Origin of the sequence: Streptomyces sp. NPDC052496, assembly GCF_040679095.1 — a bacterium.
Lineage (GTDB): Bacteria > Actinomycetota > Actinomycetes > Streptomycetales > Streptomycetaceae > Streptomyces.
Window position 1 is genome coordinate 139,323 of sequence record NZ_JBFAUH010000012.1, and the last position, 25,578, is coordinate 164,900.

Here is a 25,578-nt window from a genome sequence, read left to right on the forward strand (position 1 = left end):
AAAAGCTGTTTATCGCCGTCATTTCTTATTCCGACTTGATCAGAATTTGACCAGGTGGCATTAATCACCCCACGTCAAGCCCTGGTTACGGTGGCGTAAGTCACTTCCTGGGGTGAAGTATGTCCTGACGTGGCAGACGATTCGAAGAAGATGAGCAGTGGCGCGTTCGGCGCCATCGGGTCGTACGCAGCCGTCGGGGACAGCTTCACCGAGGGAGTCGGGGATCCCGGCCGTGACGGGGCGTACATCGGCTGGGCGGACCGGCTCGCGGTCCTGCTGTCGGACCGGCGCGCGGAGGGCGAGTTCCGCTACGCCAACCTCGCGGTCCGCGGGCGCCTGCTGGACCAGATCGTGGAGGAGCAGGTGCCGCGGGCCAAGGAGCTGGCCCCCGACCTGGTGACGTTCTGCGCCGGCGGCAACGACATCCTGCGGCCGGGTTCGGACCCGGACGCGGTGGCCGAGCGGTACGAGGCGGCCGTCGCGGACCTGCGGGAGGACGTCGGCACCGTGCTGCTGTGCACGGGGTTCGACACCCGCGGCATGCCGGTGCTGCGGCACCTGCGCGGCAAGATCGCGACGTACACCGCCCACGTACGGGCCATCGCCGACCGGCACGGCTGCCCGGTCCTGGACCTGTGGTCGCTGAAGTCCGTGCAGGACCGGCGGGCCTGGAGCGACGACCGGCTGCACCTGTCGGCCGACGGGCACACCCGGGTCGCGCTGCGCGCCGCGCAGGTGCTGGGCCTCGACGTGCCGGCCGACCCGGACCAGGCCTGGCCGCCGGAGGCGGAGCGCACCCCGGCCGAGGCGCGCCGGGACAACATCCACTGGGCGCGGGAGCATCTGGTGCCGTGGATCGGCCGCCGGCTGCGTGGCGAGTCCTCCGGTGACCATGTGGAGCCGAAGCGGCCGGACCTGCTCCCGCTGTAGCGGCAGCGATGCCACACCGCCGCCCGCCGTCGAGGCGCGGGCGGCGGTTTCAGTGGGTGACGGGGGGCCCGTAGGACAGGTCGGCCCAGACGGTGCGGCCGCGGCCGGTGGGGTCGGGACGTACGCCCCAGCTCTCCGAGAGGGCGCCCACCAGGAACAGCCCCCGGCCGCATTCCTTGTCCACGCTGCCGGGCTGGACGTGCGGCGTCGAGTCGCCCCGCCCCTGATCGGTGATCTCCAGGCGCAGGAATGCGCCGACGACCGTCAGTTCGCAGCCGACCTTCTCGCTGTCGGTGTGCCGTACGGCGTTGGTGAACAGCTCCGACACCACCAACTCGGCGTCGTCACAGACCTGTTCTGCCGCGCCCCACTCGTGCAGCACGGCGATCACGCGTCTGCGCGCCTCCGGTACGGAGGTGCGGCGGGCCGGCAAGTGGAACGCGTCCCGGAGACGCTCGGCGACGAAGCCGCCACAGCGCCCTAACGAAGGAGCGTTGTTGGAGGAAGCCACTCCGCAACTATGTGCGATGTTGGTCACCGATGGCAAGGATCAATGTGTAATTTGCAGAATCGCAAGCACAGTCTGTTCGGCCTGCTGACGGCATGACACACTGCTGATCACTCATGTCGGCAGGAGGGGAGCAGAAGTGGCGGAAGCACGGTCGGGTGGCGCTCCGACCGTCCTGCGGGTGGTGCTCGGCAAGAGGCTGCAGGACCTGCGCGAGAAGGCGGGGCTGTCCTACGAGCAGGCGGCCGCCGCTCTCGATGTCACGCACGCCACCGTACGGCGGATGGAGAAGGCCGAGGTCGGCCTCAAGATCCCGTACGTGGAGAAGCTGCTGGCGACCTACGGCGTCACCGGCAAGGAAGAGATCGACGGCTTCCTCAAACTGGCCCGCGAGGCCAACCGGCCCGGCTGGTGGCACAACTACCGCGACGTGCTGCCCGAGTGGTTCAGCGCCTACGTGAGCCTGGAGAGCGAGGCCAACCTCATCCGGGGCTACCAGCCGCACTACGTACCGGGGCTGCTGCAGACCGAGGAGTACGCCCACGCCGTGCTGCGCGCCGGTATGCCACACGCGGCACGGGAGGAGATCGACCGCGCGGTCGCGCTGCGCCTGGAGCGGCAGTCGCTGCTCACCCGGCCCGACGCGCCCATGCTCTGGGTGGTCATGGACGAGACGGTCTTCCGGCGCCCGATCGGCGGCCCGCGCGTGATGCGCGAACAGATCGCGCGCCTCGCCGAGGCCACCACCCTGCCCAACGTCCGGCTGCAGATCATCCCGTTCGCCGCCGGACCGCACCCCTCGATGTACGGGCCGTTCCACATCTTCCGCTTCCCGATCCCGGAACTGCCCGACATCGCGTACGCGGAGAACCTGGTGGGCGCGGTGTATTTCGACCAGCGCGACGACGTCTCGCAGTACCTGGAGGCACTGGACCGGATGTGCGCGCAAGCCGCGCCGGCACAGACCACCGAGGCCCTTCTGGGCGGCTTTCGCAAGGAGATCTGAACCATGGATCGCATACGCATCTACAACGGCATGCCCGCCACCGAGCTGGGCAGCGACGGCTGGCACAAGCCGTGGAGCGGCGGCAACGGCGGCGAGTGCGTCGAGGCGCTGCGGCTGGGGGACGGACGGGTGGCGCTGCGCCAGTCCACCGACCCGGGCGGCCCGGCCCTGATCTACACCCACCGTGAGATCAAGAGCTTCATCGAGGGCGCGAAGGCCGGCGCTGCCGACTTCCTGCTCACCGCCGCGCCGTGCGGCTGCGGCTGCGGAACCGACCGGAGGACGGCGTGAAGGAAGCGGAATTCTCCCGGGCCGTGGTCGGCTCGTGGGACGAGGACGGCTCACGGGGGCTGCAGGACGCGGCCGCCTTCACGGCCGACGAGATCGACACCAGCCGGCCGCACCCCGCCCGGATGTACGACTATTACCTGGACGGCCGGGACAATTACGAGGTCGACCGGGAAGCCGCGCAGCGCGTCATCGAGGCGCACCCGCAGGTGCGGCTGAGCGCCCGCGCCAACCGGGCGTTCCTGCACCGCGCGGTGCGCGAGGTGGTCGCGGGCGGCATCCGGCAGATCATCGACATCGGCACGGGCATCCCGACCTCGCCCAACACCCACGAGGTGGCCCGGGAGACCGCACCCGGCGTCCGGGTCGTCTACGTGGACAACGACCCCATCGTCGCCACGCACGCGGGGGCGCGGCTGACCACCACCGAGGACACCGGCTTCGTGCTGGCCGACGTGCGCGACCCGCGGACGGTCCTCGACCACCCGACCGTGCGCGAGCTGATCGACTTCGGCCGGCCGGTGGCCCTGCTGCTGGTGGCCGTCCTGCACTTCGTCCGCGACGACGAGGACCCGGCGGGCATCGTCGCCACGCTGGCGCGCGAACTGCCCGCCGGCAGCGTCCTCGTGCTGTCCCACGCCACGGGCGAGCCGTACGAGGCGTACGAACAGGGCCGCACCGACGAGCAGGCGCGGGACGGTGTCCTGGACGTCTACAAGAACGCGACCGCCACCCTGAACCTGCGCACCAGGAGCGAGATCGAGCCGCTCTTCGGGCCGTTCACCCTGCTGGAGCCGGGCGTGGTGCGGGTGCCGCTGTGGCGCCCGGACGGACCGCCCCCGGGCCCGGCGGAGCTGAACGACATCATCTTCTACGGGGGAGTGGGGCGCAAGCAGTGACGGTCCGCACACACCGGTGCGGTGCGGACGCCGCGTCCAAGTGTGCGGGCCGGGGCGGCGGTTGACAGCGCCGCCCGCCGGGCCGAGGGTGAGAATCCATGAGGGGCCGGCGGCCGCCGCGGCCGCCGGCCCGGACGGGGTGCCCGAAGGGCGGGACGGGGGCAACGGTGGGCGCAACTGCCGGAGCGGCCGGGGAGACAGCCGGAGCGGCGGGGGAACGGCACGCGGTCGTCATCGGCGGCGGACTCGCGGGTCTCCTCGCGGCCACCGCCCTGCTCGGGCACGTGGCCGCTGTCACCGTCGTCGAACGCGACCGCTACCCGGCCGGCCACACCTTCCGTAAAGGCGTACCTCAGGCCCGCCACCTGCACGTCTTTCTCAGCGGCGGCCTGCGGGCCCTGGAGGAACTGCTGCCCGGCACGGGCCAGGCCTTCACCGACGCCGGGGCGCGCACCCTCTACCCGCCGCGCGATCTGGTCACCTTCACCGCGGTGGGCTGGCAGCACCGCTTCGACGAAGGCCGCCACGGGTTCCTGTCGGTCACCCGCCCGGTGATCGACGGCGTCGTACGGGACCGCGTGCTGCGGGCGGCCACCGGATCGCCGACCCGCCTGAAGGTGCTGGAGGCGACCGAGGCGGTCGGCCTGACCGGCGACGCGGGGCGGGTCACGGGCGTACGGGTACGGGCCCGGCCGGGCGGCGACCGGACCGACGGCAGCGGCCCGCACGAGCGGGTCCTGCCCGCCGCACTGGTCCTCGACGCCTCCGGGCGCGCCTCCAGGACCCCGCAGTGGTTCGCCGCACTGGGCCGCCCCGCTCCCCGCCAGGAGACCGTCGACGCCGGCATCGCCTACGCGACCCGGATGTTCCGCCCCACCGGCCCGGCCGGCGCCCCGGAGGCGGGGATCAACATCCCCGGCCGGGCCGGGTGTCCGCGCGGCGCCGTGTACGTACCGGTCGAGGGCGGCACCTGGCTGCTGACCGTCGCGGGCGTACGCGGCCACCACCCGCCCACCAACGGGCAGGGCTTCGCCGACTTCACCGCCACGGTCGGCGACCCGTACATCCACGGCCTGCTGCCGCACGTCGAACCGGTCTCACCCGTCTACGGGTTCCGCGACACCGCCAACCGCCGCCGGCACTACGAACGGCCCGGCGCGGTCCCCGAGGGCTTCGTCGTCCTCGGCGACGCCAATTGCACCTTCAACCCGATCTACGGGCAGGGCATGTCGGTCGCCGCGCTCGGTGCCCTGGCGCTGCGCCGCACCTTGGAGTTCGGCGGCGGCCTGCGCCCGGGCCTCGCGAAGGAGGCACAGCGCGCGGTGGCCCGCGCCACCGAGACCGCCTGGATCACCGCGGTCGGCGCCGACCGCCCGTACGCGAGCGGCCCCGGCGCCCGCGCGGGCCTCGGCGAGCGGCTGATGTCCTGGTACGTGCAGCGGCTCATCCTCCGCTCGGTCACCGACCCCGCCCTCGGCGCCGCCTTCCGGGACGTCTCCTGCCTGACCGCGCCGCCGTCCCGCCTGATGGCCCCGCGCACGGTCCTGCGCACCGTACTGCTGCCGCTCCGGCCCGGACTCGGCACCCCGCTGACGGCCGTCGTACCGCTGCGCCGGGCGGCCTGACGGCACGTCACCGGTCCGCCGATCAGGTCACGTCACCGGCCTCTCGTACAGCGCCCGTCACCGGCCCCCCGGCAGGAACAGGCTGACCGCGCCGGTGGCCAGCGGAGCCAGGATGCCGAACGCCGGGGCCAGCACCTTCGGCAGCGAGACGTCCAGGCGCAGGAAGGCCACCAGCCGGGCCCGGCGCTCGATCCACTCCTCGGTCAGCTCGTCGGCCTCCGGGATCCGGACCGTCACCTCCACCAGCCGGCCGGCGACCGACCGCCACAACACCACGACCGGCAGGAAGACCAGCGCGAACATCACGCTGAAGAACGCGCCGTACAGCAGCACGGAGGACGCCGGAAAGGTCTTCTCCGGCACGCCGTACGCCAGCAGCGCGTTGCGCAGCGCCCCCGCGTCGACGACCGCGGTGGAGATGATCAGGCTGCCGCCGGTCAGGAAGCGCACCGCGTCCCGCCACCCCCGGTCCAGCTCCCGCAGGGCCCCCACCGGCGCGAGCACGTCCGGTTCGGTGGGCAGCCGGCGGCTCAGCCGCAGCAGCCGTACCTGTACGTCCCACAGGCCCACCGCGCCCGGCGCCGCCGCCAGCATTCCCAGGACGAGCAGCAGCGGGATGCGCCACGCCAGCCCGTCGAGCGGCACCGGCACGTACCCGGGCGGCGTGAAGAAGCGCAGTATGCCGAAGACGGCGCCCATCAGCACGACGGCCCCCGCCCCCAGCGCCGCCACGGCCCGGGGCGTGGGCCGGTCGACCGGGTGCCGCCAGCGCCGGCGCACCGCGTACGACATCGCGTACGCCACCGCCGCGTACAGCGCGAGCGAGGCACCGACCAGGGCGCTCCACAGGTCGAACTCCAGCAGCGAGGTGAAGGCGCGCGCCTGCGGCGACTCGGCGGCACGGAACCGCCCGATGAAGCCGGTGCCGAGCGCGGCGGCCACCAGCAGCCCGAGCGTGACCGCCAGGGGCACGGCCACCAGGCGCACCCCCGGCCGGGAGAGGTGCGGGGCGGCACGGACCACGGGCGGGGGCAGGGCGGACGGGGAGAGGTCAGGTGGAGGCAGATCAGGTGCGGGGAGGCCGGCCGGAGGCAGGTCGGGCGAAGGCAGGGCGGACGGGGCGGCCCCTTCCTCGGGAAGCCCGCCGGGAGCCCCGCCATCCGGGGCGTCCTCTGGCTGCCCGGGCGGCAGCGTCTGGCTCATGGCACGACGGTAGAGCCGCGCGGCCCGCCACGGAATGCCCGGAGCGGCCGAGTGGTCCGTTCCGCGCAGGGAACACGTGCCGTGTCCGGGCCATGGTGACCGCGGCGGGCGCCACCGGCCCGGACGCCGGCGTGCCGGAACCCGTCAGCGCGGCGGTCCGTTCACTGCACGGCGACTCGTCGACAGTGCTACCGCCCCGATCCATGGAGGTGCCGTGCCCGGCTCCCGACCCCGCAGTGAGTCCTCGTCCACCCCGCGCTCCGCGGAGCGGTTCGCGCTGCGCCGCCCCGCCGTCTTCGGCGCCTGGCCCACGGGGGAGCGGCTGGCGCGCATACAGAGGTCCCCGCAGTTCGTCGACGGCCAGTTCCGCAACCCCGTACCGACCCGGCAGATGACGCAGGGCGGCGCGCTGTCCATGGCCCGCAGCCAGCTGAACCGCGAGAGCCGGCTGCGCCGGGCGCCGGTGGGCCGCATCCCCGTGCACCGCCCGACCGCGGCGGACTGGGGCGAGCCGCCCGCCTCCGGACTGCGACTGACCTGGCTGGGGCATGCGACCGTGCTCGCCGAGATCGACGGCCGCCGGGTGCTGTTCGACCCGGTCTGGGGCGAGCGCTGCTCACCGTTCACCTGGGCGGGCCCCCGGCGCCTGCACCCCGTACCGCTCCCCCTCAAGGAGCTGGACCCGGTCGACGCCGTGGTCATCTCGCACGACCATTACGACCACCTGGACATGCCGACGGTCAAGGCCCTGATCCGTACGGGCACCCGCTTCGTCGTCCCCCTCGGCATCGGCGCCGACCTCGAACTGTGGGGCGTGCCCGAGGAGCGCATCACCGAACTGGACTGGAACGAGTCGGCGACGGTCGAGGACCTCACCCTCACCGCCACCCCCGCCCAGCACTTCTGCGGACGCGGACTGCGCGGCCCGCAGCACACCCTGTGGGCGTCCTGGGTGGTGGCCGGCCCGGCGCACCGGATCTTCCACAGCGGTGACACCGGTTACTTCCCCGGCTTCGCGGCCATCGGCGCCGAGCACGGCCCGTTCGACGCGACGATGATCCAGATAGGCGCGTACAGCGAGTTCTGGCCGGACGTCCACATGACACCGGAAGAGGGCCTGCGCGCCCACACCGACCTCTCCCAGGGCACCCCGGCCGGCACCCTGCTCCCCATCCACTGGGGAACGTTCAACCTCGCCCCGCACCCCTGGTCCGAACCGGTGGAACGCACGGTCGCGGCCGCCCGCGCGGCCGGCGCGAAGGTGGCCGCCCCGCTGCCCGGCAAGCCCTTCGAACCGGCCGACGAGCAGATCGTGGACCCGTGGTGGCGAGCGGTGGCACTGCCGCCGGTCCACGGGTGGCCGGCGTGGCCCACGGGGGAGCGGTCGGGGGACGCCGTCGAGATGGCGTGAGCGGATGACATCCCCGCCCTTGAAGGTGGGCAGTCTCCGTCCGGGCGCGACACCGTCGGCCGGCGGTGACGGCCGTGCTCCGCCGTCCGCCCGGTCGGCGCCGCAGGGCTTGCCAACTGCGTGCGGCTGAACGGGAGTTCGGAAAGAAGCGTACTCGCGTACGAGCCTCCCCCTCGGGGGGAGGTGGCGCGGGGTGGCGAAACGCCGAAGTATGTCCGTACCCCACCCCCGCAACAACTAGCGTGCGTGCTCCGCGACTGCCGACGGCCGATCCGGAGGGCGCCGATGCCTGCTGCATTCCCCCAGGGGACTCCTGTCACCCAGGAGACTCAGCATTCCCTGGGCCCCCATGGACCCCAGGGGGCGGATCCCGCGCCGGCGGCCGCCCGGCGCCGGGAGCGGGAGGGCGGGCGGCACGGCCGGGCCGCGTTCCCCGAGACGGCCGCCGACTCGGCCATACGGACCCGCCTGGTACGCCTGGCCGCCGTGCCCTGCCTCCTCGTCGCCGCGGTCTGCTCGGCCGCCACCGCCTTCGTCGTCCGGGTCGGCGGCACCGGCCTGACCGGCCGCGAGTGGGCCGTACTGCTCGGCGCCTGCGGTCTGGTCTGCGCCGTCGTGACGGCCGCCGGCGCGGCGGCCACCAACGAGGCGCGCGCCGCCGTGGCCCGCCACGCCCGGCTGCGCGAGATCTGCGCCCGCGGCCGGCACGACCTCGACGACCTGCTGGACCGGGTCCGCCAGGGCGAATGGTGCCCGCCGCGGGAGAGCGAACCGGTCGCGCCGCCCACCGGCGACCCCCTCGACCTGCTCGCCCACGAGGTGGCCGCGGCGGGCCGGGCGGCCGGGACGGCCGTCATGGAAGCGGTGGTCATCGCCCGGGGCAACGCCAGCGGCAACGAGCAGAAGGTCGAGGTCTTCGTCAACCTCGCCCGGCGCCTGCAGTCCCTGGTGCACCGCGAGATCGAGCTGCTGGACGAGCTGGAGAACCAGATCGAGGACCCCGACCTGCTCAAGGGGATCTTCCACGTCGACCACCTGGCCACCCGCATCCGCCGGCACGCCGAGAATCTCGCCGTCCTCGGCGGCGCCATCTCCCGCCGCCAGTGGAGCCGCCCGGTCACCCTGACCGAGGTGCTGCGCTCCTCGATCGCCGAGGTCGAGCAGTACCCGCGGATCAAGCTGGTACCGCCCATCGAGGGCTCGCTGCGCGGCCACGCCGTCGCCGACGTCATCCACCTGCTCGCCGAACTCGTCGAGAACGCCACCGTCTACTCCGCCCCGCACACCCACGTCCTGCTGCGCGCGCAGCTCGTCACGGCCGGCCTCGCCGTCGAGGTCGAGGACCGGGGCCTGGGCATGTCCGTGGACGAGCAGACCCGGATGAACGGGCTGCTCGCCGACCCCGACCACGTCGACGTGGCCGAGCTGCTGAGCGACGGGCGCATCGGGCTCTTCGTGGTCTCCTCGCTCGCCCGGCGGCACGGCATCGCGGTCCGCCTCCAGAGCAACATCTACGGCGGCGTGCAGGCCGTCCTCGTCGTACCGAAGGGCCTGCTGGGACCGGAGTCCGAGCAGCCGCGGCAGGGCGAGCGGTACGTGGACACCCAGGAGATCACCCTGACGGTGTCCGAGCCGGGTGCCCTCCCCGGCGCCGAGGCCGTCTCCGCCTACCGGAACGCGTACGGCGGGAACGACGCGGAGACGGACCCGCCCCGCGGCCCGCGCCGCAGGCTCGTGCACGCCGCGCACGGAGCGCCGGTCGCCGGTGCCGCCACCGGGGCGTACCCGGACATCGCGTACGGCGACGGAGTGTGGCCGAGCGCGGCCGAGACGCCGCACGCCGGCACGCGCGCGGTGCGCACGCCCGCCGCACCGGACGACGGCCCGCCACCGACCGGCACCCACCGGGCCCCGGACGCGCCCGGCGGCGCCGTGCGGCACCCGGACCCGCACCCCGCCACGCCCGGCGCCGCCGCCCCGGGCCCCGTCCACCTGCCGCCCGCCCCGCCCACCGCGCTGGACGACGGCGCCCGGCCGAGCCTGCCGCGCCGCCGCAAGCAGGAGCACCTGGTGCCGCAACTGCGCGGCGAGCCGATCCTGCCGAACGCCGGGCGCCGCGCCGGCGGGCCCGAACTCGACCACGACCCCGGCCTGATGGCCGCGTTCCGGCGCGGCATCAGCCTCGCCGACGAAAGCTACGGCAGCCCCGCCGACCACGACGGTTACGACCGATACCGGGCCGGCGCCGACGCCGGCCACGACAGGCCCGACCCCCGCCGAGGAGACGACCGCGACCATGGTGAGTGACGTGCACGCGCAGGCACATGCGCACCTGCAGGGAGGCCGGCACACCGACCTCTCCTGGCTGCTGACCGGACTCGTGAACCGCGTACCGCACGCGACCAGCGCGCTTCTGCTGTCCTCCGACGGCCTGGTGAAGGCGGCCCACGGGTTCGACCCGGACAGCGCCGACCACCTGGCCGCGCTCTCCTCCGGCCTGTACTCCCTCGCGCGCAGCGCCGGGGTGCGCTTCGGCAACGGCGACGACGTGCTCCAGGTCGTCGTCGAGCTGGAGACCACGTTCCTGTTCGTCTCCAAGGCCGGCTCGGGCGCGTGCCTGGCCGTGCTGGCCGGCCGGGAGGCCGATGTGGCGGTCCTCGGCTACGAGATGGGGATGCTGGTCAAGAGCGTCCGGCCCTACCTGGCGACGCCGGTACGACAGCAGGCCCCGGCCGGTGGTCGCTGACCATGGGCCTACGGCGCCGCCGCAGACCGGGCCGGGAGATCCCGTGGCTGGACGACGAAGCCGGCCGCCTGGTCCGCCCGTACACGGTCAGCAACGGCCGGACCCGCCCGACCGCCCACTTCGACCTGCTGACCATGGTGATAGCCACCGGGAAGCGGCCCGTCACCTGCCAGGGCCCCGATTACGCGCAGGTGCTGGGGCTGTGCGGCGGACCGGTGTCCGTCGCCGAGATCGCCGCGCACATACGTCTGCCCGCCGTGGTCACCAAGGTCCTGCTGGCCGACCTGGTGGACTGCGGGGCGCTCGCCGCCCGCGCGCCGGTGCCGGTGTCCGCCTGCGGGGCCGGCCCCCCGAACCGTACCGACCGAGCCCTGCTGGAGGCGGTGCTGCATGGACTTCGCAAACGGCTCTGACGCCCTGTCCGCCGATGCCCGGCTCCCGACCACGGCGGGCTCGTCCCCCGCGCGGCCCGCCGCCGACCCGTTCCCGCTGGCGCTGAAGATCCTGGTGGCCGGCGGCTTCGGCGTCGGCAAGACCACCTTCGTCGGCGCCGTCAGCGAGATCGAGCCGCTCAGTACGGAGGAACTGCTCACCCAGGTCAGCGTGGGCACCGACGACCTGGCCGGGGTCGAGGACAAGAACACCACCACCGTCGCCATGGACTTCGGCCGGATCACCCTCGGCCGCGAGCACGTGCTCTACCTCTTCGGCACACCGGGGCAGGAACGCTTCTGGTTCATGTGGGACGAGCTGTCCAACGGGGCGCTCGGTGCCGTCGTCCTCGCCGACACCCGCCGCCTGGACCAGTGCTTCGCCGCCGTCGACTTCTTCGAGCGGCGCGGCATCGGGTTCGTCGTCGCGGTCAACGTGTTCGACGGCGCGTACCACTACGGCCCGGACGAGGTGCGTACCGCCATGGACCTCTCCTCCCGCACCCCGGTCGTCCTGTGCGACGCACGCCAGTACAGCTCCTCCACCCAGGTCCTGGTCTCCCTCGTCCAGCACCTGCTGACCCCAGCCCCCGCCGCCCCTCCGGAGTTCCCGTGACCCGTCCCGCCCCGCGCGCGTCGTACGCCTCCTACGACCCCACGCGTCATCTGCTGCTCACCCCGGAGGACCACGAGGCGCCGGCCCGTGTGGCGCGGCTGCGCGCCCTGGGCATCGGTGACGCGCCGCTGCCCGCCTTCGACGCGTTCGCGCGCAAGCTGGCCCGGACCACCCGGGCGCCGTACGCCATGGTCAACTTCATCGACGAGCACCGGCAGTACTTCGCCGGCCTCTACACGCCCGACGCCGACCAGGCGCCCGTCGAACTGGGCCCCGCGCCGCCGAGCGCCCAGCCCGGCCGGGTGATGGCCCGCGACCACGGCTACTGCCCGCACGTCATCGTCCGCCGCAAGGCGCTCGTCCTGGAGGACGTGTGCGACTACCCGCGCTTCGCGGGCAACCCGGTCGTGGACGAGATCGGCATCCGCTCGTACCTGGGCGCACCGCTGATCGACCGTACGGGGATGGGGCTCGGCACGGTCTGCGTGGTCGACCTCGAACGCCGCCCGTGGGGACGCGAGGGCCTGGAGACCATCAAGTCGATGGCGGCCGAACTGGTCGAGCAGATCCACGAGATGGAGCGGCAGCGCACCGAGGAGAGCTGACGGCGGGCGGGCTGCCGAGCGGGGCGCGGAGCGGGCGGCGCGGACCCCGGGAAGAAGGCCCGCGCCGCCGCGCCCGGCCCGCGCCGCCGCGGCCGGCCCGCGCCGCCGCGGCCGGCCCGCGCCGCCGCGTCCGCCCCGGGCCTAACCGGTCGGCTGCAACTCCGTCCGCTCCCGCAGCAGAGCGGCGCGGCGCCCGTCGGCCGCGGGCCCGTCGGTCCGGCCGTCCTCCGCAGGGTCCGGCGGTTCCCGGCGGACCAGCCGCGCCAGTCGGCTGGACCACTCGCCCTTGGCCGTGCCGAGGGCCAGCTCGCCCAGGCGCAGCAGCTGGACGTCAGAGGTGCCGGCCGGGGCGAAGATGTGGTGGGCGTCGCGCAGATAGCGCTCCACGGGCCGGTCCGTGAACAGCCCGCAGGCGGCGTGGATCTCCATCGCGTCGCGCGCCGACTCCAGCGCGGTCTCGACGTTGACCAGCTTGGCGTTCATCAGCTCCGCGTCGCAGGGCAGGCCCTGGTCGAGCAGGTGGACGGCGTGGTAAGCGGCCAGCCGGGCGACCAGCAGCCGGGACTGGATCCGGCCGAGCTTGATCTTGATGTTGCCGAGGTTCGCCAGCGGCTTGCCGTAGCGTTCCCGCTCCGCGCAGAACCGCGCGGTCTCGTCCAGTACGGCCTGGTGGATGCCGAGCGACACCGCGGTCAGGTTCGGCCGTCCGTACAGCACGCTGGAGGAGTACGCGACGGCCAGCCCGTCACCCTCCTGGCCGAGCAGGTTCGCCGCCGGTACGCGGCAGTTGTCGAAGAACAGCTCGCCGAAGCTGAAGCCGTGCAGCCCCATGGCCTGCTGCTGGGGGCCGACCCGTACGCCCGGCCGGTCCGCCTCCACCAGGAACGCCGACAGGCCCCTGGTGCCCTCACCGGTGCGGACGACGACGCCGTGCAGGTCGCCGACGTGGCTGTTGCCGACGTAGATCTTGCGGCCGTCGAGCACATAGTCGTCCCCGTCGCGGACCGCCCGGCTCGTCATCCCGAGCACATGCCCGCCGGACTGCGGCTCGGTGACGGCGATGGTGGGCAGGCACGCGCCGGTGGCGACGGCCGGCAGCCAGGTCCTCTTCTGCTCCTCGCTGCCGAAGTGGATGATCTTCGCGGCGCCGAGCTGGGACGCCTGCACCATGGCGCCCATGGCGGCGCTGACCCGGGACAGTTCCTCGATGATGAGGGTCTTGGCCAGGTGTCCGGCGCCCATCCCGCCGTAGGCGCGGTGCACGGTCGCGCCGATCCACCCCTGGCGGGCGATCCGGCGCGACAGGTCGTGGCAGACGGTACGGGCCGCCTCCATCTCGGCTATCCGGGGCCGGACCTCGCTCTCGGCGAATGCCCGCACCCGGTGCCGCAGTGCTTCGTGCCGCTGGTCGGTGAAGTAGCGCTGCAAGACGAGCCTCCTCCGCTGAGCCCCCCGCGCCGTGCTGCTTGCCTCCCGGCGGCGCACTCAGGTCGTGCGCCGTCGGTCGCCCTGGTCCCCATCCCGCCGTTCCGGACCGTCATGGGGTGCTTACCTCGTGCAATACCCGTTGGCATACCTGCTGCACGGCGCATAAAACATCAACACCGTGCATTTATGCGACCAATGGGAGCGCGCGGAACCCGCTCACCACCCCTGTGGTTTACGGTGCGTGCAGCACGTCCGGCGGTGTTCTCGTGGGGTGGCGAAGGGAGGCGTGACACCGGTGGTCCACGGCCCCGCCGCCCCGTCGTTCCTTGGTCCCCGCACCCCGCCGACCATGGAGTCCGTCAGCTTCTGGAGGCACCTCATGACCGACGATCTGCGCCTGGGCGTCATCGGCTTCGGGCTGCGCGGCGATCTCGCGCTGACCGCCCACCGGCCGGGGTACGGCGCCCGGGTGGCCGCAGTGGCCGACACCGACCCGGACGCGTTGGCGTATGCCGCCCGACGCCTGCCCGGCGCCGAGACGTTCGCCGACCACCGGGCCCTGCTGCACCACCCCGGCCTCGACGCGCTCCTGCTCCTGACGCCCGACCACACCCACGCCGACCTGGCGTGCCAGGCGCTGCGTGCGGGCCGGCCGGTCTTCGTGGAGAAGCCCCTCGCCATCTCCATAGAGGACTGCGACACGATCCTGCGCACCGCCTTCACCACCGGCACGCGCCTGTACGTCGGCCACAACATGCGCCACATGCCGGTCATCCGCCTGATGCGCGAGCTGATCACACGCGGCGACATCGGCCGGGTCAGGACCGTGTGGGTACGGCACTTCGTCGGACACGGCGGCGATTACTACTTCAAGGACTGGCACGCCGAGCGGCGGCACACCAACGGGCTGCTGCTCCAGAAGGGCGCGCACGACCTGGACGCGCTGCACTGGCTCGCGAACGGCTACGCGTGCCAGGTGCAGGCGCTGGGCGACCTGACGGTGTACGGCGACCCGGGCATGCGGCGGGCGCCGGGCGAGCCCCGGCCGGACGACTGGCTGGCGCACGACGCGCACTGGCCCCCCGGCAGCCAGCGCGGCCTGAACCCGCGGATCGACGTCGAGGACGTCTCCCTGGTCAACATGCGCCTGGACAACGGGGTGCTGGCCGCGTACCAGCAGTGTCACTTCAGCCCGGACTACTGGCGCAACTACACCGTCATCGGTGACGCGGGGCGCCTGGAGAACTTCGGTGACGGGCCGGGCGGTTCGGTACGGGTGTGGAACTCCCGCCAGTCCGGGTACCGCGCCGACGCCGACGCCGTGTACGACTTGCCCGCCAGTGAGGCGGACGACGAGGCCGGGCACGGCGGCGCCGATCCGCTGCTGGTGGACGAGTTCCTGCGGTTCGTCCGGCACGGCGGGCCGACCGACACCTCACCGGTCGCCGCCCGGATGGCGGTGGCGGCGGGCGACCGGGCCACCGCCTCGCTCCGGGACGGCGGCACCCCGCGCGAGGTGCCGCCGCTGGACCCGGAGCTGGTGGACTACTTCGAGCGCGGCCAGACCAAGGAGGGCTGAGCCGGCCGCCCTCAATCGGCCGCGCCGCAGCAGGAGTCGCGCCGGTGCTGCCGTCCCACCTCCAGCCAGTTCACCGCGCCCGCCCCGGCCCCGGCCCGGCGGGCGTCCGGCGCGGGGAAGGACGCCACCAGGTCCTCCTGCTCGTACAGCCGCCCGCCCCGCAGCACCGCCGCCGTGCGGACGAGTGAGTCGAAGTCGGTGAACGGGTCGCCGTCCACGATCACCAGGTCGGCCAGCTTGCCCTCCTCCAGCGTGCCGAGGTCCCGGTCCGCGCCGAAGACGCGGGCCGGCAGGGCGGTGGCGGTGCGCAGGGCCTGCGCCGCGGTGAGTCCGTAGCGGTGCAGGGCGCGCAGCGCCAGGTGCAGGTGCAGGCCGACCGGCGTCAGCGGCTGGTCCGTGCCGAGGGCGACGAGGCCGCCGCCGCGCAGCACCCGCCGGTAGACGCCGACCTCGGTCTCGATGTCGCCCAGCTGCTTCGGGGTGGGGCGGTGGCCCGCGTTCTCCCGTGCCAGGGCGGCGTCCCAGGGCGGCATGAGGGTCGTGACGCGTGCGTCCTCGGCGAGGCCGGGGTCCTCGCCCAGCAGCACGGACGCGGTGAAGGGCGTGGCGATGAGGTGGAAGTCCGTGCCGGTGTAGATCTCCTCCACGTCCTGGTAGGCATGGCCGGTGGCGCTGACGGCGTGCCCGAACTCCAGGCGCTGGGTGGCCTGGAGGTGGGTCGTCAGGTCCTGGCCGAGCTGCACGCCGGGGGACAGCAGATGGCTGCCGGACCGCACCCCCAGCCGCTGGTGCGCGAAGCGCGCGGCCTCCTCCATGATCCAGCCGGGGGCCCGTACGTACGTCTTGACGAAGTCCCAGTCGAGCGCGGCACCCCGCTCCAGCGACCGGCGCAGACCCTCCCGCGTGGCGTGGGCGCGGCCCATGCTGTACGCGACGCGGCTGCCGTCGAGCAGCTCGCCGCAGGACAGCAGCCGGGGCCCGGCGAGCGTGCCGGCGGCGACGGACTCCCGGACGCGGGCCTGCTCGTAGGAGAAGCCGCCGAAGGAGACGGCGGTGGTGATGCCGTAGGCGAGCTGGAGCGCGGTCTGCCGGCCGCCGTACGTCGTCTGCCAGGGGTGGGTGTGCGAGTCCCACAGGCCGGGGATCACGGTGCGCGCGGAGGCGTCGACGCGGCGGGCGGCGCGCCGTCCCGCGGCCCGGCCGTGCGGCTCCACGTCGGTGATCCGGCCGTCGCGCACCACCACGTCGACGTCCTCGCGCACCTCCTCGCCGGTGCCGTCCCAGAACCGGCCCGCGTGCACGACCGTGTCCCGGGCGCGCGTACCGCGGTGGTCCAGGGACACCCTGACCGTACGGGCGGTGCCGCCGTCCACACCGGTCAGCCGCAGCCGTCCGGCCGACAGGTACAGCAGGGTGCGGGAGTCACCGGACCAGGACGGGTGGTCGGCGCTCTCGTCGGTCAGCCGTCGGGGGGCGCCGTCGGGGGTGCCGTCCGGGCGTACGGGCAGCACCCACAGCGCGGATTCGGCGATCAGCGCCATCCACCGGCCGTCCGGCGACCAGACGGGCCCGGAGTCGTAGCGGTCGGCGATCGAGTGCAGGGTGTGGCCGGGGTCCGGGGCGTGCAGCCGGTCCTTGCCGGTGCGGGTGTCGAGGACGCGGATGAGGTTGTAGCCCTCGCGGAAGCGGCGGTTGAGGCGGTTGCGGTCGCAGAAGGCCACGTAGCGGCCGTCCGGGGACCAGCTGGGGCGGCCCGGCACCCCGCCGCCGCCCAGGGGGGCGGTCAGCGTCTCCTTGCCGTCGGCCAGATTCCGTACGACGAGATTTCCTGACATGTCGATCGCGGCGAGTCGGCTGCCGTCCGGGGACAGCGCGGGCTGCACCCGGCCCCCGCCGGCCAGCACCGTCTCCTCACCGGTCGCCAGATCGCGCCGGCGGACCGCGAACAGCCCGTCGCGGTCGTCCGCGTACACCAGGGAGCGGCCGTCGCGGGCCCAGCTCGGCCCGAGGACGTACCGGGTGGCGCCCGCCCGGACGAGCCGCCGCGGCCGGCCGCCCGAAGCGGACACGAGCCACAGCGAGTCCAGGGCGGCGAAGGCCACCTGGCGCCCGTCCGGGGAGAGCGCGGGCAGGTGCACACCGCGCACCGGCTGCCGGCCGGTGCGCTCGAAGCCGTAGTCCTTGACCTGGTAGCGCGGCCGGCGGACCGGCAGGTCGGCGGTGAAGGGAATGGTTTCCGCGGTGTCCGGCGCGGCCGGCCGCAGTACCGTGAACTGCCCGCCGACGGTCAGCAGCAGCTCCTCGCGCGAGATCCAGCGCGGCGGTACCGGCTCCACGTCCCCCGCCACCGGGACCTCGGCGCCGTCCACGACGAGCGTGCAGGTGGCGCCGGGGCGGTCGGTGGTCCGCAGGTAGGCGAGCCGGGCGGCACCGCCCCGCGCGGCGGGCGCCACGGCCGGGACCATGGCCTGGGTGCCGGCGACGGCCGTGTGCTCGGTGCGGACCTCGCCGCCGCCGTCGGCCCGTACGGACGCGACGGTACGGCTGTCCAGCGCGGTGCCGGACACCGCGCCGCGCACGAACCACAGCCGTTCGCCGTCCGGTGACCACGTGGGGTCGAAGTCCTCCCACGCGCCGTCCTGGTGGGGGCCGGCCTGCCCGGGGCGCCCGGTGACGCGGGTCAGCTTCCGTGTCCGTACGTCCAGCACCCAGATCCGGTACGGGCTGCCCGCCACCGGATCACCGCCCCGCTCGGACGCGAAGGCGATCCGGGTGCCGTCCGGCGACCAGGCCGGGCCGCGGTCGTCCCACGGCCCGTCGGTCAGCTGCCGCAGGTCCGAGCCGTCCGGACGCAGCGTCCAGAGGTGGAAGCCGCCGCCCCGGTAGGCGCAGACGGCCAGGCGGCTGCCGTCGGGGGAGAAGACGGGCCGGGTGGGTTCCAGGTCCGGCGGGGTGAGCGCGTGTGCCGCGCCGCCCCCGCGCGGCACGGACCACAGGACGTTCTGGACCTCGGCGACCAGCCGGTCGCCGGCGGGGGAGAGAGTGGCGGCGCCGTTCGTGGCGGCGGTGAACGAGAGGACCGGCAGCCGGGCGGCCCCGGCGGCGCGGGCGGTGGCGGCGAGCGGGCCCGGCAGCCCGGCCACGCCGGCGACGGCCGCGGCGGAGGCCGTGCCCTGCAAGAACGTGCGCCGGGAGAAGGGCCGCGGAAGGCGCGCGGTCGGGGACGCGTCCGCAGATCTGTCCGTGGTGTCCAACGATCCTCCAGCCATGGGGGGTTGCGTGGGTCGGTGGTCCGGGCGAGCCGACTGATCGTGTCACGCACCGATGGCCCGAGGTCAACACCCCGCCGCGCACGGCTCTTGGAGTGTCGCGGGGCGCGGGGGGAGAGTGGGGGCGATGATCCGCGGCGGCGTGCGGCGGGCGGCCCGTTCCGCCCGCCGCTGCCGCCCCGTGCCCCGTGCGTCCCGGCAGTCAGGAGAGCGCGCCATGCAGGCCGTACAGCAGGACTTCCACCACGCCCCGGACGGTGCCCGCATCGCCACGTACACCTGGCTGCCGGAATCCGGGCAGCCGCGTGCCCTGGTCCAGATCGCCCACGGCGCGGCCGAGCACGCCCGGCGCTACGACCGGTTCGCCCGCTTCCTGACCGGCCACGGCTACGCGGTGATCGCCTCCGACCACCGGGGCCACGGCGCGACCGCCGCCTCCACCGGCGGCCTGGGCGTCGTCGGCGACGACGCGTGGCGGGCCGTCGTCACCGACCTCAAGCACATCGGGGACCGGGCCGGTGCCGCCCACCCCGGCCTGCCGCTGGTCCTGTTCGGCCACAGCATGGGCTCGATGCTGGCCCGCGACTACGCCCAGGAGTACGGTGCCGACCTGGCCGGGCTGATCCTCAGCGGCACCTTCCGCAGCCTGCCCGGTGCCGAGATCGAGACCGGTGCCGCCGCCCTGGAGGCGGAGATCGCCGCGCACGGCCGCGCCGCCCGCTCCGGCTTCGTACCGCACCTCTTCAGCTCCTTCAACGACCCGTACGCACCCCGCACCGGCTTCGAATGGCTCTCCCGCGACACCGCCGAGGTGGACCGCTACGTGGCCGACGATGCCTGCGGCTTCCCCTTCAGCGCCGGGCTGGCCCTGGACTGGCTGCGGGCGGTCCGTAAGATCAACGACCCGCGCAACCTGGCCCGCGTACCGCTCGGACTGCCCGTCCACCTCGCCGTCGGTGACCAGGACCCGTGCCACCAGCGGCTGACGCAGGTCGCCGAACTCCTGGAGGACTTCCGCTACCTGGGCCTGCGCGACCTGACGTGGCGGGCCTACCCCGGGGCCCGCCACGAGATCCTGAACGAGACCAACCGCGACGAGGTCCAGCGCGACCTGCTGGCGTGGCTGGACGCCCGCGTGTAGCCCGCGGGCGTCCGGAGGCGCGGCGTCCGGCGGTCCGGCCTCCGGGGGCCGGCGTCACCGGGCCAGGAAGCCGGTGATCCGCTCGCGCAGCGACCGCGCGTCCAGGCCCTGGCCCGCCAGGTGCTCGTCGAGCTGCCCGTAGCGGCGCAGTTCCCGGCGTCCGACGCCCAGGCCGAGGACGCGGTGCGGCACGTGGGCCAGCGCGTCGTTCGCGTGCCGGGTCGAGGTGCCCTCGTGGTACGGCTCGACGAGCACCACGTCCGCCGCCGCCGCCGTCCCGGCCACCGCGGTACGCAGCGCCGCGGCGTCGAAGGGCCGCACGGTCGTCGCGTACAGCACCGTCACGTCCAGGCCCTCGGTCGCGGCCAGGACGTCGTCCAGCATCGGCCCGACCGCCAGCACGACACCGCCGCGCCCCTCGCGCACCGTCAGGAAGCCGGCCCCGTCGACCGGCCGCGGCGCCTCGTTGCTCTGCACCGACAGCCGTACGTACACCTTGTCGTCACCGGCCGCGGCGGCGTGCCGCAGCAGCGTCTCGGCCTCGTCCGGGTGGCCGGGGACGTGCATGGTCCAGCCGTCCAGGCTGTCGAGCAGCGCGATGTCGCCCGGCGCCATGTGGGTGAAGCCGCCGGCCGGCCAGTCGTACGAGCCCGCCGCGCTCACCAGCACCCCGCCCACGTCCTGGTGCCCGAGGTCCAGCTTGACCTGCTCGAAGGGGCGCTCCACCAGGAAGCTGGCGAAGGTGTGCATGACGGGCCGCATCCCGGTCAGGGCGAGGCCGCCGCCCACCCCGATCAGCAGCTGCTCTCTGATCCCGACGTTCACCACCCGGTGGGGGTGGCGTTCCGCGGCGGACCGGAAGCCGTCCACGCCGATGTCGGCGAGGACGACCGCCAGCCGCGGGTCCTCGTCGAGCAGCCGGGTGGTGACGGAGGCGAAACGTTCGCGCATGGTGTCCATGAGAGGGGTCCTTCGTGAGTCGATGCGATGCGATGCGATGTGATGCGTTGCGGGGGTGGGGGGAGCGGGTCCGTCCGGATGCGGTACGGGTACGGGGCGGTCGGCGCGCCTCAGGCCGGTGATGTCGGTGATGCGGGTGAGGCCGGTCAGGCCGCCTCGGCCACGGCCTCCGGCTGTGACTTCGGCTTCGGCTCGCCCGCGTACTCCTTGGGCTCGACCCGGGCGACGACCGCGTGCGGCCGGTCCGGGTGCGGCGCGGTGAACGCGTCGTACAGCGCCTCGTGGTCACGCCCGTCCACCGTCACCGCGGACCAGCCGGCGGCCTCGAACCGGGAGGCGATCCCGCCGCGCCAGCCGTGGCTGGACGAGGAGTTGTCGACGACCAGCGTGTGCAGCCGGGACAGGCCCGCGGCGCCCGCGTACGCGATGGCCTCGTGGTTGCTGCCCTCGTCCAGCTCCGCGTCGCCGATCAGGACCCACACCGCCGGGTCGGTACGGTCCTGGGCCCGCAGCCCGAGCGCCGTGCCCACGGCCAGCGGCAGCCCGTGCCCCAGCGAACCGCTGCCGATCTCCGCGCCCGGCACCAGCACCCGGTCCGGGTGGTGGCCGAGCGGCGAGTCGTACGAGCCGAAGCCCGGCAGCCACGCGGTGGGGAAGAAGCCCTTGGCGGCGAGCACCGCGTAGTAGGCCATCGGGCCGTGGCCCTTGGACAGCAGGAAACGGTCCCGGGAGGGATCCTGGGCGGTGGCGGGGGAGACCCGCAGCACCCGGTCGTAGAGCACCCACAGCGCGTCGAGGGTGGAGGTGGCGGCCGGGCCGTGCTTCTCGTCGCCGGTCATCAGGCTCATCAGGTGCGGGAGGCCGGCGAAGTCGGTGGCGGTGGCGGCGGGTTCGTGCGTGGTCGCGTTCGTCATGGCAGAGAGCGTGCAACTTCAAGTGCGCTTGAAGTCAAGCGCTAGTCTGGTGGGCATGACCTCACCCCATGACCGTCTGCCGATCGGCGAGCTGGCCGGGCGCAGCGGACTGGCCGCCTCCGCGCTGCGGTACTACGAGGAGCTGGGCCTGATCCACTCCGAGCGCACCGGCGGCGGGCAGCGCCGATACACCCGCGCCACCCTGCGCCGTATCGCCTTCATCCGGGCGGCCCAGGCGGTCGGCCTCTCCCTGGAGGAGGCCGGCACGGCCCTGGCCGCCCTGCCGCAGGACCGTGCCCCCAACGCCGCCCAGTGGAACAAGGTCGCCCGCACCTGGACCCGCCGGATCGACCAGCAGATCGCCGAACTCCAGAAGCTGCGCGGCCAGTTGTCCAGCTGCATCGGCTGCGGCTGCCTGAGCCTGCGCAAGTGCGGCCTGTACAACCCGGGCGACGCCGCGGCGGCACGCGGGGCGGGCGCCCGCTACCTGATGGGCGACCGCCCCGAAACGGTCGGCGTCCGCACGCCGGACGCCGGGCGTCAGACCTGACCGGGCTTGAAGACGTCCTGCTCGATCAGCAGCTTGTCGATCCGTGCCTTGTCCACCCGGTTGGTCACCTCCTCGACCTCCTGCCGGTCCCGTACGCACTGGGCCGGCGTGAACGCCGACGAGACCACGAAGACCAGACCGAGCCCGAGGAAGCCGCGCTCCCAGGCGCCCACGGGCAGCTTGGCGATCCCGACCATCAGGGCGGCCAGCGACAGCCCGAACGAGATCGCGGACTGGACGAAGAAGGCGGTGGTCGTCGGCCGCTGTATCGATGGAGTCGTCATGCGCGTAGGGTTCCGCCACCGCGCCGGGGGCGGATGAGTACGCGTACTCATCCGCCCCGCACGCGGGCGCGCACCGCGCCGGACCGGCCGGCCGGAGCCCGCGACCGGAACCTGGCGGTGGACACCCCCTGACATGCGGTATTGTTCTTCCTGCGCGGCCGACCGGGGAGAAACCCGGACCGGACGGGCATCGGGACGTGGCGCAGCTTGGTAGCGCACTTGACTGGGGGTCAAGGGGTCGCAGGTTCAAATCCTGTCGTCCCGACCAGCGTTTTCGCAGGTCGCAGGCCGTTTTCGCAGCAATGCGAGGGCGGCCTTCACCGCGTTTGGACCGCGGTGGGAGCTGGGAAGTGTCACCCCGGATGGGGGGTGACCGTTTCCGGGTACCTGCTCGCGGGCGGCCCTACGGGTGAGGCGGGCGGCCGTGCGGGGCCGCGCTCGGTGCGCGTGACGCCGGGCGCGCCGACGGGGTGTCCGGACCGCCATGGACGAGATCGACGGGACAGGCTCCCGGCCGCAGGAGCGGGCGGAGATACTGGAACTCTACAAACTCGCCGTAGAGATGGCCGACCGCGTCTCGGCGCGCCGGGGAACGGCCAACGCGTTCTTCCTGACGGTGCAGTCCGCGTTCATCGCACTGGTCGGTCTGGGATTCCCGAAGCTCTCCACGGCCCCTTGGTGGGTGCTGCTGGCCGTGTTCCTGGCCGGGGTGGCTCTCTCGGCGGCCTGGTGGATGCAGCTGCGCAGCTACCGCGACCTCAACGCGGCGAAGTTCAAAGGCATCAACAAGGCGGAGGAACACCTTCCGATGAAGGTCTTCACCGACGAATGGGACGAGCTGAAACCGGACCCCCTCCGCGGCCGGCGCAGGCGCTACGCGGAGCTGGGCACGTCCGAACGCGCCATTCCCGTGGTGTTCGTCGGTGCACACCTGCTGATTTTCGTTGGCACACTGACCACGTGACCTATCTGGACCGACTCGCCACCCTGATCCGCTCCTGCCTTCCGGCGGAAGCCGAACCCCCGGCGGATTCCGACGGCCTCTTCCGTATCTACGCCGTTCTGCTGAGGGCCAAGGGAGAGCAGGTCACCGAAGAGGACGTGCACGACGCCTGGTCGGCCTGGATGCTGTCGGTCGACGGCCGGCACCGGGCTCTGGTGCCCTTCCGGGAGCTCGACCCGGAGACCCGGGCCTTCGACATCCCGTACGCGCAGGCCATCCGCGCCGCCGCCCGCCGGCTGCGGAAGGGGCCCGGCTGACGCGCGAGCGCCCTCCCGCGGGCCGTGGGCGGCCCCGGTGCGTCAGCAGCAGTGCCGGCCCGTCTGCTCCTCGTATTCCATGAGGACCGCGAAGGCCGGGGCCAGGCCCGGCAGCAAGGCGGTGAACAGGTTCCGGGTCGGTTCGTTGTGGCTCGCCCGGACGTGGGCGAAGGCCGGAGTGCCGTCCGGGGCGAAGCGGACGATGCCCTGCACCGGTTCGCAGTCGTCGGTGCTGAGCCGGCCGGGACGAGCCGGCAGTCGCGCGGCCGGCACGCGGGCCGCCCCGCGCGTCCCGGACGGGGCTGCCGGCTCCTGGAGGGCCCAGGCGTCGGCCGCTGCCCGGATGCGCGCGTACGTCGCGTTCTCCATGGGCGGCAGGAAGAGGACGAGCCGCTGCGGAGGCAGTACGGACAGCGCCTCCTTCAGTTCCCACAGGGCGCTCTCGCTGGTGCCCAGGGTGAGCACGGTCAGGCGGGACCGGCGCATGAGCCGGTGGACCGGTGCGCGCCATGCGTTGCGCGGCTCGACGGGCAGTTCCATGCGCGCCGCCCCCACGTGCGGCAGCGTCTCGCCCGGCTCGCCGACGGCGATCAGCGGCCCGACGGGGCGCAGCGCGTCGGTGATGTGTTCCTCCGCCGACCGCCGGGACATGGCGAAGCCCATCACTCCGCCCACCGCGCCGGGCAGCGGGACCTCATGGAGGGCGGTGCGACGCCGGTCGTCCTCGAAGGGCCGCAGATACAGGACGTACGAGCCCGGCTTGAGCACCTCGGGCCCGGGAATGACACGGGCCCGGTGCCGGCGGGCCCGGAGGAACGTCTTCCGTCCCCGTGCGAAGAGCAGGCCCCCTGCCGGCATGAGAGGGAACGCGAGGAAGAGGGCCCCTGAGGTGTGGCCGCCGGGATTCATCATCACGGTCATCGCCCCCAGGGTGAGGGCCAAGCCCGCCAGGCAGCACAGGCAGGCGGCCGGCCACAGGACGAACCCCACCCAGGCACCCTTGCGTGCGGGGAAGGAAGGAAAGCCGTCGTCCTCCCGTTTACAGGCGAGGCGCAGCGTTTTACGGCCGTATCCGATGGTGAACAGACCGGTCACTCCCCACAGGAATGCGTTCGACGCCAGCCAGTCGGGATACCGGTGCGGAGCGTTGACCACCAGCAGCGGAATGAGCGCGCAGGCCAGGCCGACGAGCACCAGCAGCAAGGTCAGCAGCCGCAGCCGCGTCTCCCGCGGCACACTCGGACGCCGTTCGCGCGGAGTGCTCCGGACGGGCGAAAGAGTTTCTCGGTGCCGCTCCTGCTCCAAGCCCTCGCCGTCCGGGGTGGCGAGCGGGTACCGGAAGTCCCACGCACCGTGCCAGGAAAGCCGGGCGCCCTGCAGCGGCAGCCAGAACACCACCCCCAGCAACAGCGTGCTGCCGGGGACCACATACGTCCACCATTGCTCCCACCACTGGGGGTACTGGTAGGCCACCCCCACGGTGACCAGGAAATAGACCCCGACCAGCAGAACGGTCAGCTCTTTTCTGAAGAGCAGTCCCGCCACCTGCTGCCGCATACGGCGTTCACAGAGCCCGGCCAGTGCCAGGGAGGAGATGCTCCACACGAGCACCCACCGCAGTCCCTCGGTCGGTGTCACCGCCCAGGCCGTCGGCACGCCGGAGCCGGCGAACCTCTCGGAGAACAACTCCGCGCCCATGCACGCCCCTTCCCCCGTGACGGACCGGCCACCGTGCGTGCGGAAAGCGTGGCACAGCGACGCGCGGGGTGCCGGGCGTACCGTCGCGGTCCCCACGGACGGGTGCGCTCCCGACGGGCCGGCGCGCGGCGGCGACGAGTGGGCCGACCTGGCTGGGAAATCCTCGGTAACGGGCCGCGGTTTCCCCGTTTTTCACTGTCCGTAAGTGCACTGGTGCGCGAGATCGC

The 25,578-nt window shown here is 73.6% G+C and carries 24 protein-coding genes and 1 tRNA gene; 17 read left to right on the forward strand and 8 right to left on the reverse strand.

The window, feature by feature from the left end:
* Positions 1 to 129 precede the first annotated feature (129 nt).
* The gene (locus tag AB0L45_RS17790) at positions 130 to 930 is read left to right on the forward strand and encodes an SGNH/GDSL hydrolase family protein (RefSeq protein WP_365840817.1); all 801 of its coding nucleotides are present in this window, start codon (positions 130 to 132) and stop codon (positions 928 to 930) included.
* A 49-nt stretch (positions 931 to 979) separates the two neighbouring features.
* On the opposite strand, the gene AB0L45_RS17795 is transcribed toward AB0L45_RS17790, so the two are convergent.
* Positions 980 to 1,441, reverse strand: coding sequence for an ATP-binding protein (locus AB0L45_RS17795; RefSeq protein WP_365840819.1), 462 nt, complete (start codon positions 1,439 to 1,441; stop codon positions 980 to 982).
* 136 nt (positions 1,442 to 1,577) lie between these two features.
* Here AB0L45_RS17795 and AB0L45_RS17800 point away from each other — a divergent pair, with 136 nt between their 5' ends.
* The 4 genes from AB0L45_RS17800 (at position 1,578) to AB0L45_RS17815 (ending at position 5,256) form a co-directional block, all read left to right on the forward strand.
* Positions 1,578 to 2,444, forward strand: a complete 867-nt coding sequence (locus AB0L45_RS17800; RefSeq protein WP_365840821.1) for a helix-turn-helix transcriptional regulator — start codon at positions 1,578 to 1,580, stop codon at positions 2,442 to 2,444.
* 3 nt (positions 2,445 to 2,447) lie between these two features.
* On the forward strand, positions 2,448 to 2,735 hold the full coding sequence (locus tag AB0L45_RS17805; RefSeq protein WP_030023883.1) for a DUF397 domain-containing protein: 288 nt from the start codon (positions 2,448 to 2,450) through the stop codon (positions 2,733 to 2,735).
* A 23-nt stretch (positions 2,736 to 2,758) separates the two neighbouring features.
* The gene (locus AB0L45_RS17810) at positions 2,759 to 3,631 is read left to right on the forward strand and encodes an SAM-dependent methyltransferase (RefSeq protein WP_365840984.1); all 873 of its coding nucleotides are present in this window, start codon (positions 2,759 to 2,761) and stop codon (positions 3,629 to 3,631) included.
* 167 nt (positions 3,632 to 3,798) lie between these two features.
* Complete coding sequence (locus AB0L45_RS17815; RefSeq protein ID WP_365840823.1) at positions 3,799 to 5,256, forward strand: NAD(P)-binding protein; 1,458 nt, start codon at positions 3,799 to 3,801, stop codon at positions 5,254 to 5,256.
* Positions 5,257 to 5,313: 57 nt separating this feature from the next.
* On the opposite strand, the gene AB0L45_RS17820 is transcribed toward AB0L45_RS17815, so the two are convergent.
* Entirely contained in the window at positions 5,314 to 6,459 is a 1,146-nt protein-coding gene (locus tag AB0L45_RS17820; RefSeq protein ID WP_365840825.1) for a hypothetical protein, read from the reverse strand.
* 214 nt (positions 6,460 to 6,673) lie between these two features.
* Between AB0L45_RS17820 and AB0L45_RS17825 the strand changes: the two genes are divergently transcribed.
* From AB0L45_RS17825 to AB0L45_RS17850, 6 genes are all read left to right on the forward strand, one after another.
* Positions 6,674 to 7,870 carry an MBL fold metallo-hydrolase gene (locus AB0L45_RS17825; protein WP_365840827.1) on the forward strand — a complete coding sequence of 399 codons (1,197 nt, stop codon included), beginning with the start codon at positions 6,674 to 6,676 and terminating at the stop codon, positions 7,868 to 7,870.
* Positions 7,871 to 8,155: 285 nt separating this feature from the next.
* On the forward strand, positions 8,156 to 10,177 hold the full coding sequence (locus AB0L45_RS17830) for an ATP-binding protein (RefSeq protein WP_365840829.1): 2,022 nt from the start codon (positions 8,156 to 8,158) through the stop codon (positions 10,175 to 10,177).
* On the forward strand, positions 10,167 to 10,616 hold the full coding sequence (locus tag AB0L45_RS17835; RefSeq protein ID WP_365840831.1) for a roadblock/LC7 domain-containing protein: 450 nt from the start codon (positions 10,167 to 10,169) through the stop codon (positions 10,614 to 10,616). Before AB0L45_RS17830 ends, AB0L45_RS17835 begins: the two co-directional genes overlap by 11 nt.
* Positions 10,617 to 10,618: 2 nt before the next feature.
* Entirely contained in the window at positions 10,619 to 11,029 is a 411-nt protein-coding gene (locus tag AB0L45_RS17840; protein WP_365840832.1) for a DUF742 domain-containing protein, read from the forward strand.
* Entirely contained in the window at positions 11,007 to 11,663 is a 657-nt protein-coding gene (locus AB0L45_RS17845; RefSeq protein ID WP_365840834.1) for an ATP/GTP-binding protein, read from the forward strand. Before AB0L45_RS17840 ends, AB0L45_RS17845 begins: the two co-directional genes overlap by 23 nt.
* Entirely contained in the window at positions 11,660 to 12,268 is a 609-nt protein-coding gene (locus tag AB0L45_RS17850; protein WP_365840836.1) for a GAF domain-containing protein, read from the forward strand. Before AB0L45_RS17845 ends, AB0L45_RS17850 begins: the two co-directional genes overlap by 4 nt.
* Before the next feature lie 141 nt (positions 12,269 to 12,409).
* Here the strand turns inward: AB0L45_RS17850 and AB0L45_RS17855 are convergent, their stop codons facing one another.
* Positions 12,410 to 13,696, reverse strand: a complete 1,287-nt coding sequence (locus AB0L45_RS17855; protein ID WP_365840838.1) for an acyl-CoA dehydrogenase family protein — start codon at positions 13,694 to 13,696, stop codon at positions 12,410 to 12,412.
* 379 nt (positions 13,697 to 14,075) lie between these two features.
* Here AB0L45_RS17855 and AB0L45_RS17860 point away from each other — a divergent pair, with 379 nt between their 5' ends.
* Positions 14,076 to 15,275, forward strand: a complete 1,200-nt coding sequence (locus tag AB0L45_RS17860) for a Gfo/Idh/MocA family oxidoreductase (RefSeq protein WP_365840840.1) — start codon at positions 14,076 to 14,078, stop codon at positions 15,273 to 15,275.
* 11 nt (positions 15,276 to 15,286) lie between these two features.
* Here AB0L45_RS17860 and AB0L45_RS17865 read toward each other — a convergent pair whose 3' ends face one another.
* Positions 15,287 to 18,529, reverse strand: a complete 3,243-nt coding sequence (locus AB0L45_RS17865) for an amidohydrolase family protein (protein WP_365840841.1) — start codon at positions 18,527 to 18,529, stop codon at positions 15,287 to 15,289.
* A gap of 232 nt (positions 18,530 to 18,761) precedes the next feature.
* On the opposite strand from AB0L45_RS17865, the gene AB0L45_RS17870 reads away from it, so the two are divergent.
* The gene (locus tag AB0L45_RS17870) at positions 18,762 to 19,685 is read left to right on the forward strand and encodes an alpha/beta hydrolase (RefSeq protein WP_365840843.1); all 924 of its coding nucleotides are present in this window, start codon (positions 18,762 to 18,764) and stop codon (positions 19,683 to 19,685) included.
* Positions 19,686 to 19,739: 54 nt separating this feature from the next.
* On the opposite strand, the gene AB0L45_RS17875 is transcribed toward AB0L45_RS17870, so the two are convergent.
* Complete coding sequence (locus AB0L45_RS17875; protein ID WP_365840845.1) at positions 19,740 to 20,645, reverse strand: transketolase; 906 nt, start codon at positions 20,643 to 20,645, stop codon at positions 19,740 to 19,742.
* Positions 20,646 to 20,791: 146 nt separating this feature from the next.
* Entirely contained in the window at positions 20,792 to 21,559 is a 768-nt protein-coding gene (locus AB0L45_RS17880; RefSeq protein WP_365840847.1) for a transketolase, read from the reverse strand.
* A 55-nt stretch (positions 21,560 to 21,614) separates the two neighbouring features.
* On the opposite strand from AB0L45_RS17880, the gene soxR reads away from it, so the two are divergent.
* Positions 21,615 to 22,109: a redox-sensitive transcriptional activator SoxR gene (gene soxR, locus AB0L45_RS17885; RefSeq protein WP_365840849.1), complete on the forward strand. Its 495-nt coding sequence runs from the start codon at positions 21,615 to 21,617 to the stop codon at positions 22,107 to 22,109.
* Here soxR and AB0L45_RS17890 read toward each other — a convergent pair.
* Positions 22,100 to 22,393 carry a YiaA/YiaB family inner membrane protein gene (locus AB0L45_RS17890; RefSeq protein WP_365840851.1) on the reverse strand — a complete coding sequence of 98 codons (294 nt, stop codon included), beginning with the start codon at positions 22,391 to 22,393 and terminating at the stop codon, positions 22,100 to 22,102. The genes soxR and AB0L45_RS17890 overlap by 10 nt on opposite strands.
* A 191-nt stretch (positions 22,394 to 22,584) precedes the next feature.
* On the opposite strand from AB0L45_RS17890, the gene AB0L45_RS17895 reads away from it, so the two are divergent.
* From AB0L45_RS17895 to AB0L45_RS17905, 3 genes are all read left to right on the forward strand, one after another.
* Positions 22,585 to 22,661, forward strand: a tRNA-Pro gene (locus AB0L45_RS17895).
* A 216-nt stretch (positions 22,662 to 22,877) separates the two neighbouring features.
* Positions 22,878 to 23,357 (forward strand): hypothetical protein, encoded by a 480-nt coding sequence (locus AB0L45_RS17900; RefSeq protein WP_365840853.1) that lies wholly within the window; start codon positions 22,878 to 22,880, stop codon positions 23,355 to 23,357.
* On the forward strand, positions 23,354 to 23,653 hold the full coding sequence (locus AB0L45_RS17905) for a hypothetical protein (protein ID WP_365840855.1): 300 nt from the start codon (positions 23,354 to 23,356) through the stop codon (positions 23,651 to 23,653). The genes AB0L45_RS17900 and AB0L45_RS17905 overlap by 4 nt, the downstream gene beginning before the upstream one ends.
* Before the next feature lie 42 nt (positions 23,654 to 23,695).
* Here AB0L45_RS17905 and AB0L45_RS17910 read toward each other — a convergent pair whose 3' ends face one another.
* Positions 23,696 to 25,351 (reverse strand): hypothetical protein, encoded by a 1,656-nt coding sequence (locus AB0L45_RS17910; RefSeq protein ID WP_365840856.1) that lies wholly within the window; start codon positions 25,349 to 25,351, stop codon positions 23,696 to 23,698.
* Positions 25,352 to 25,578: the final 227 nt, after the last annotated feature.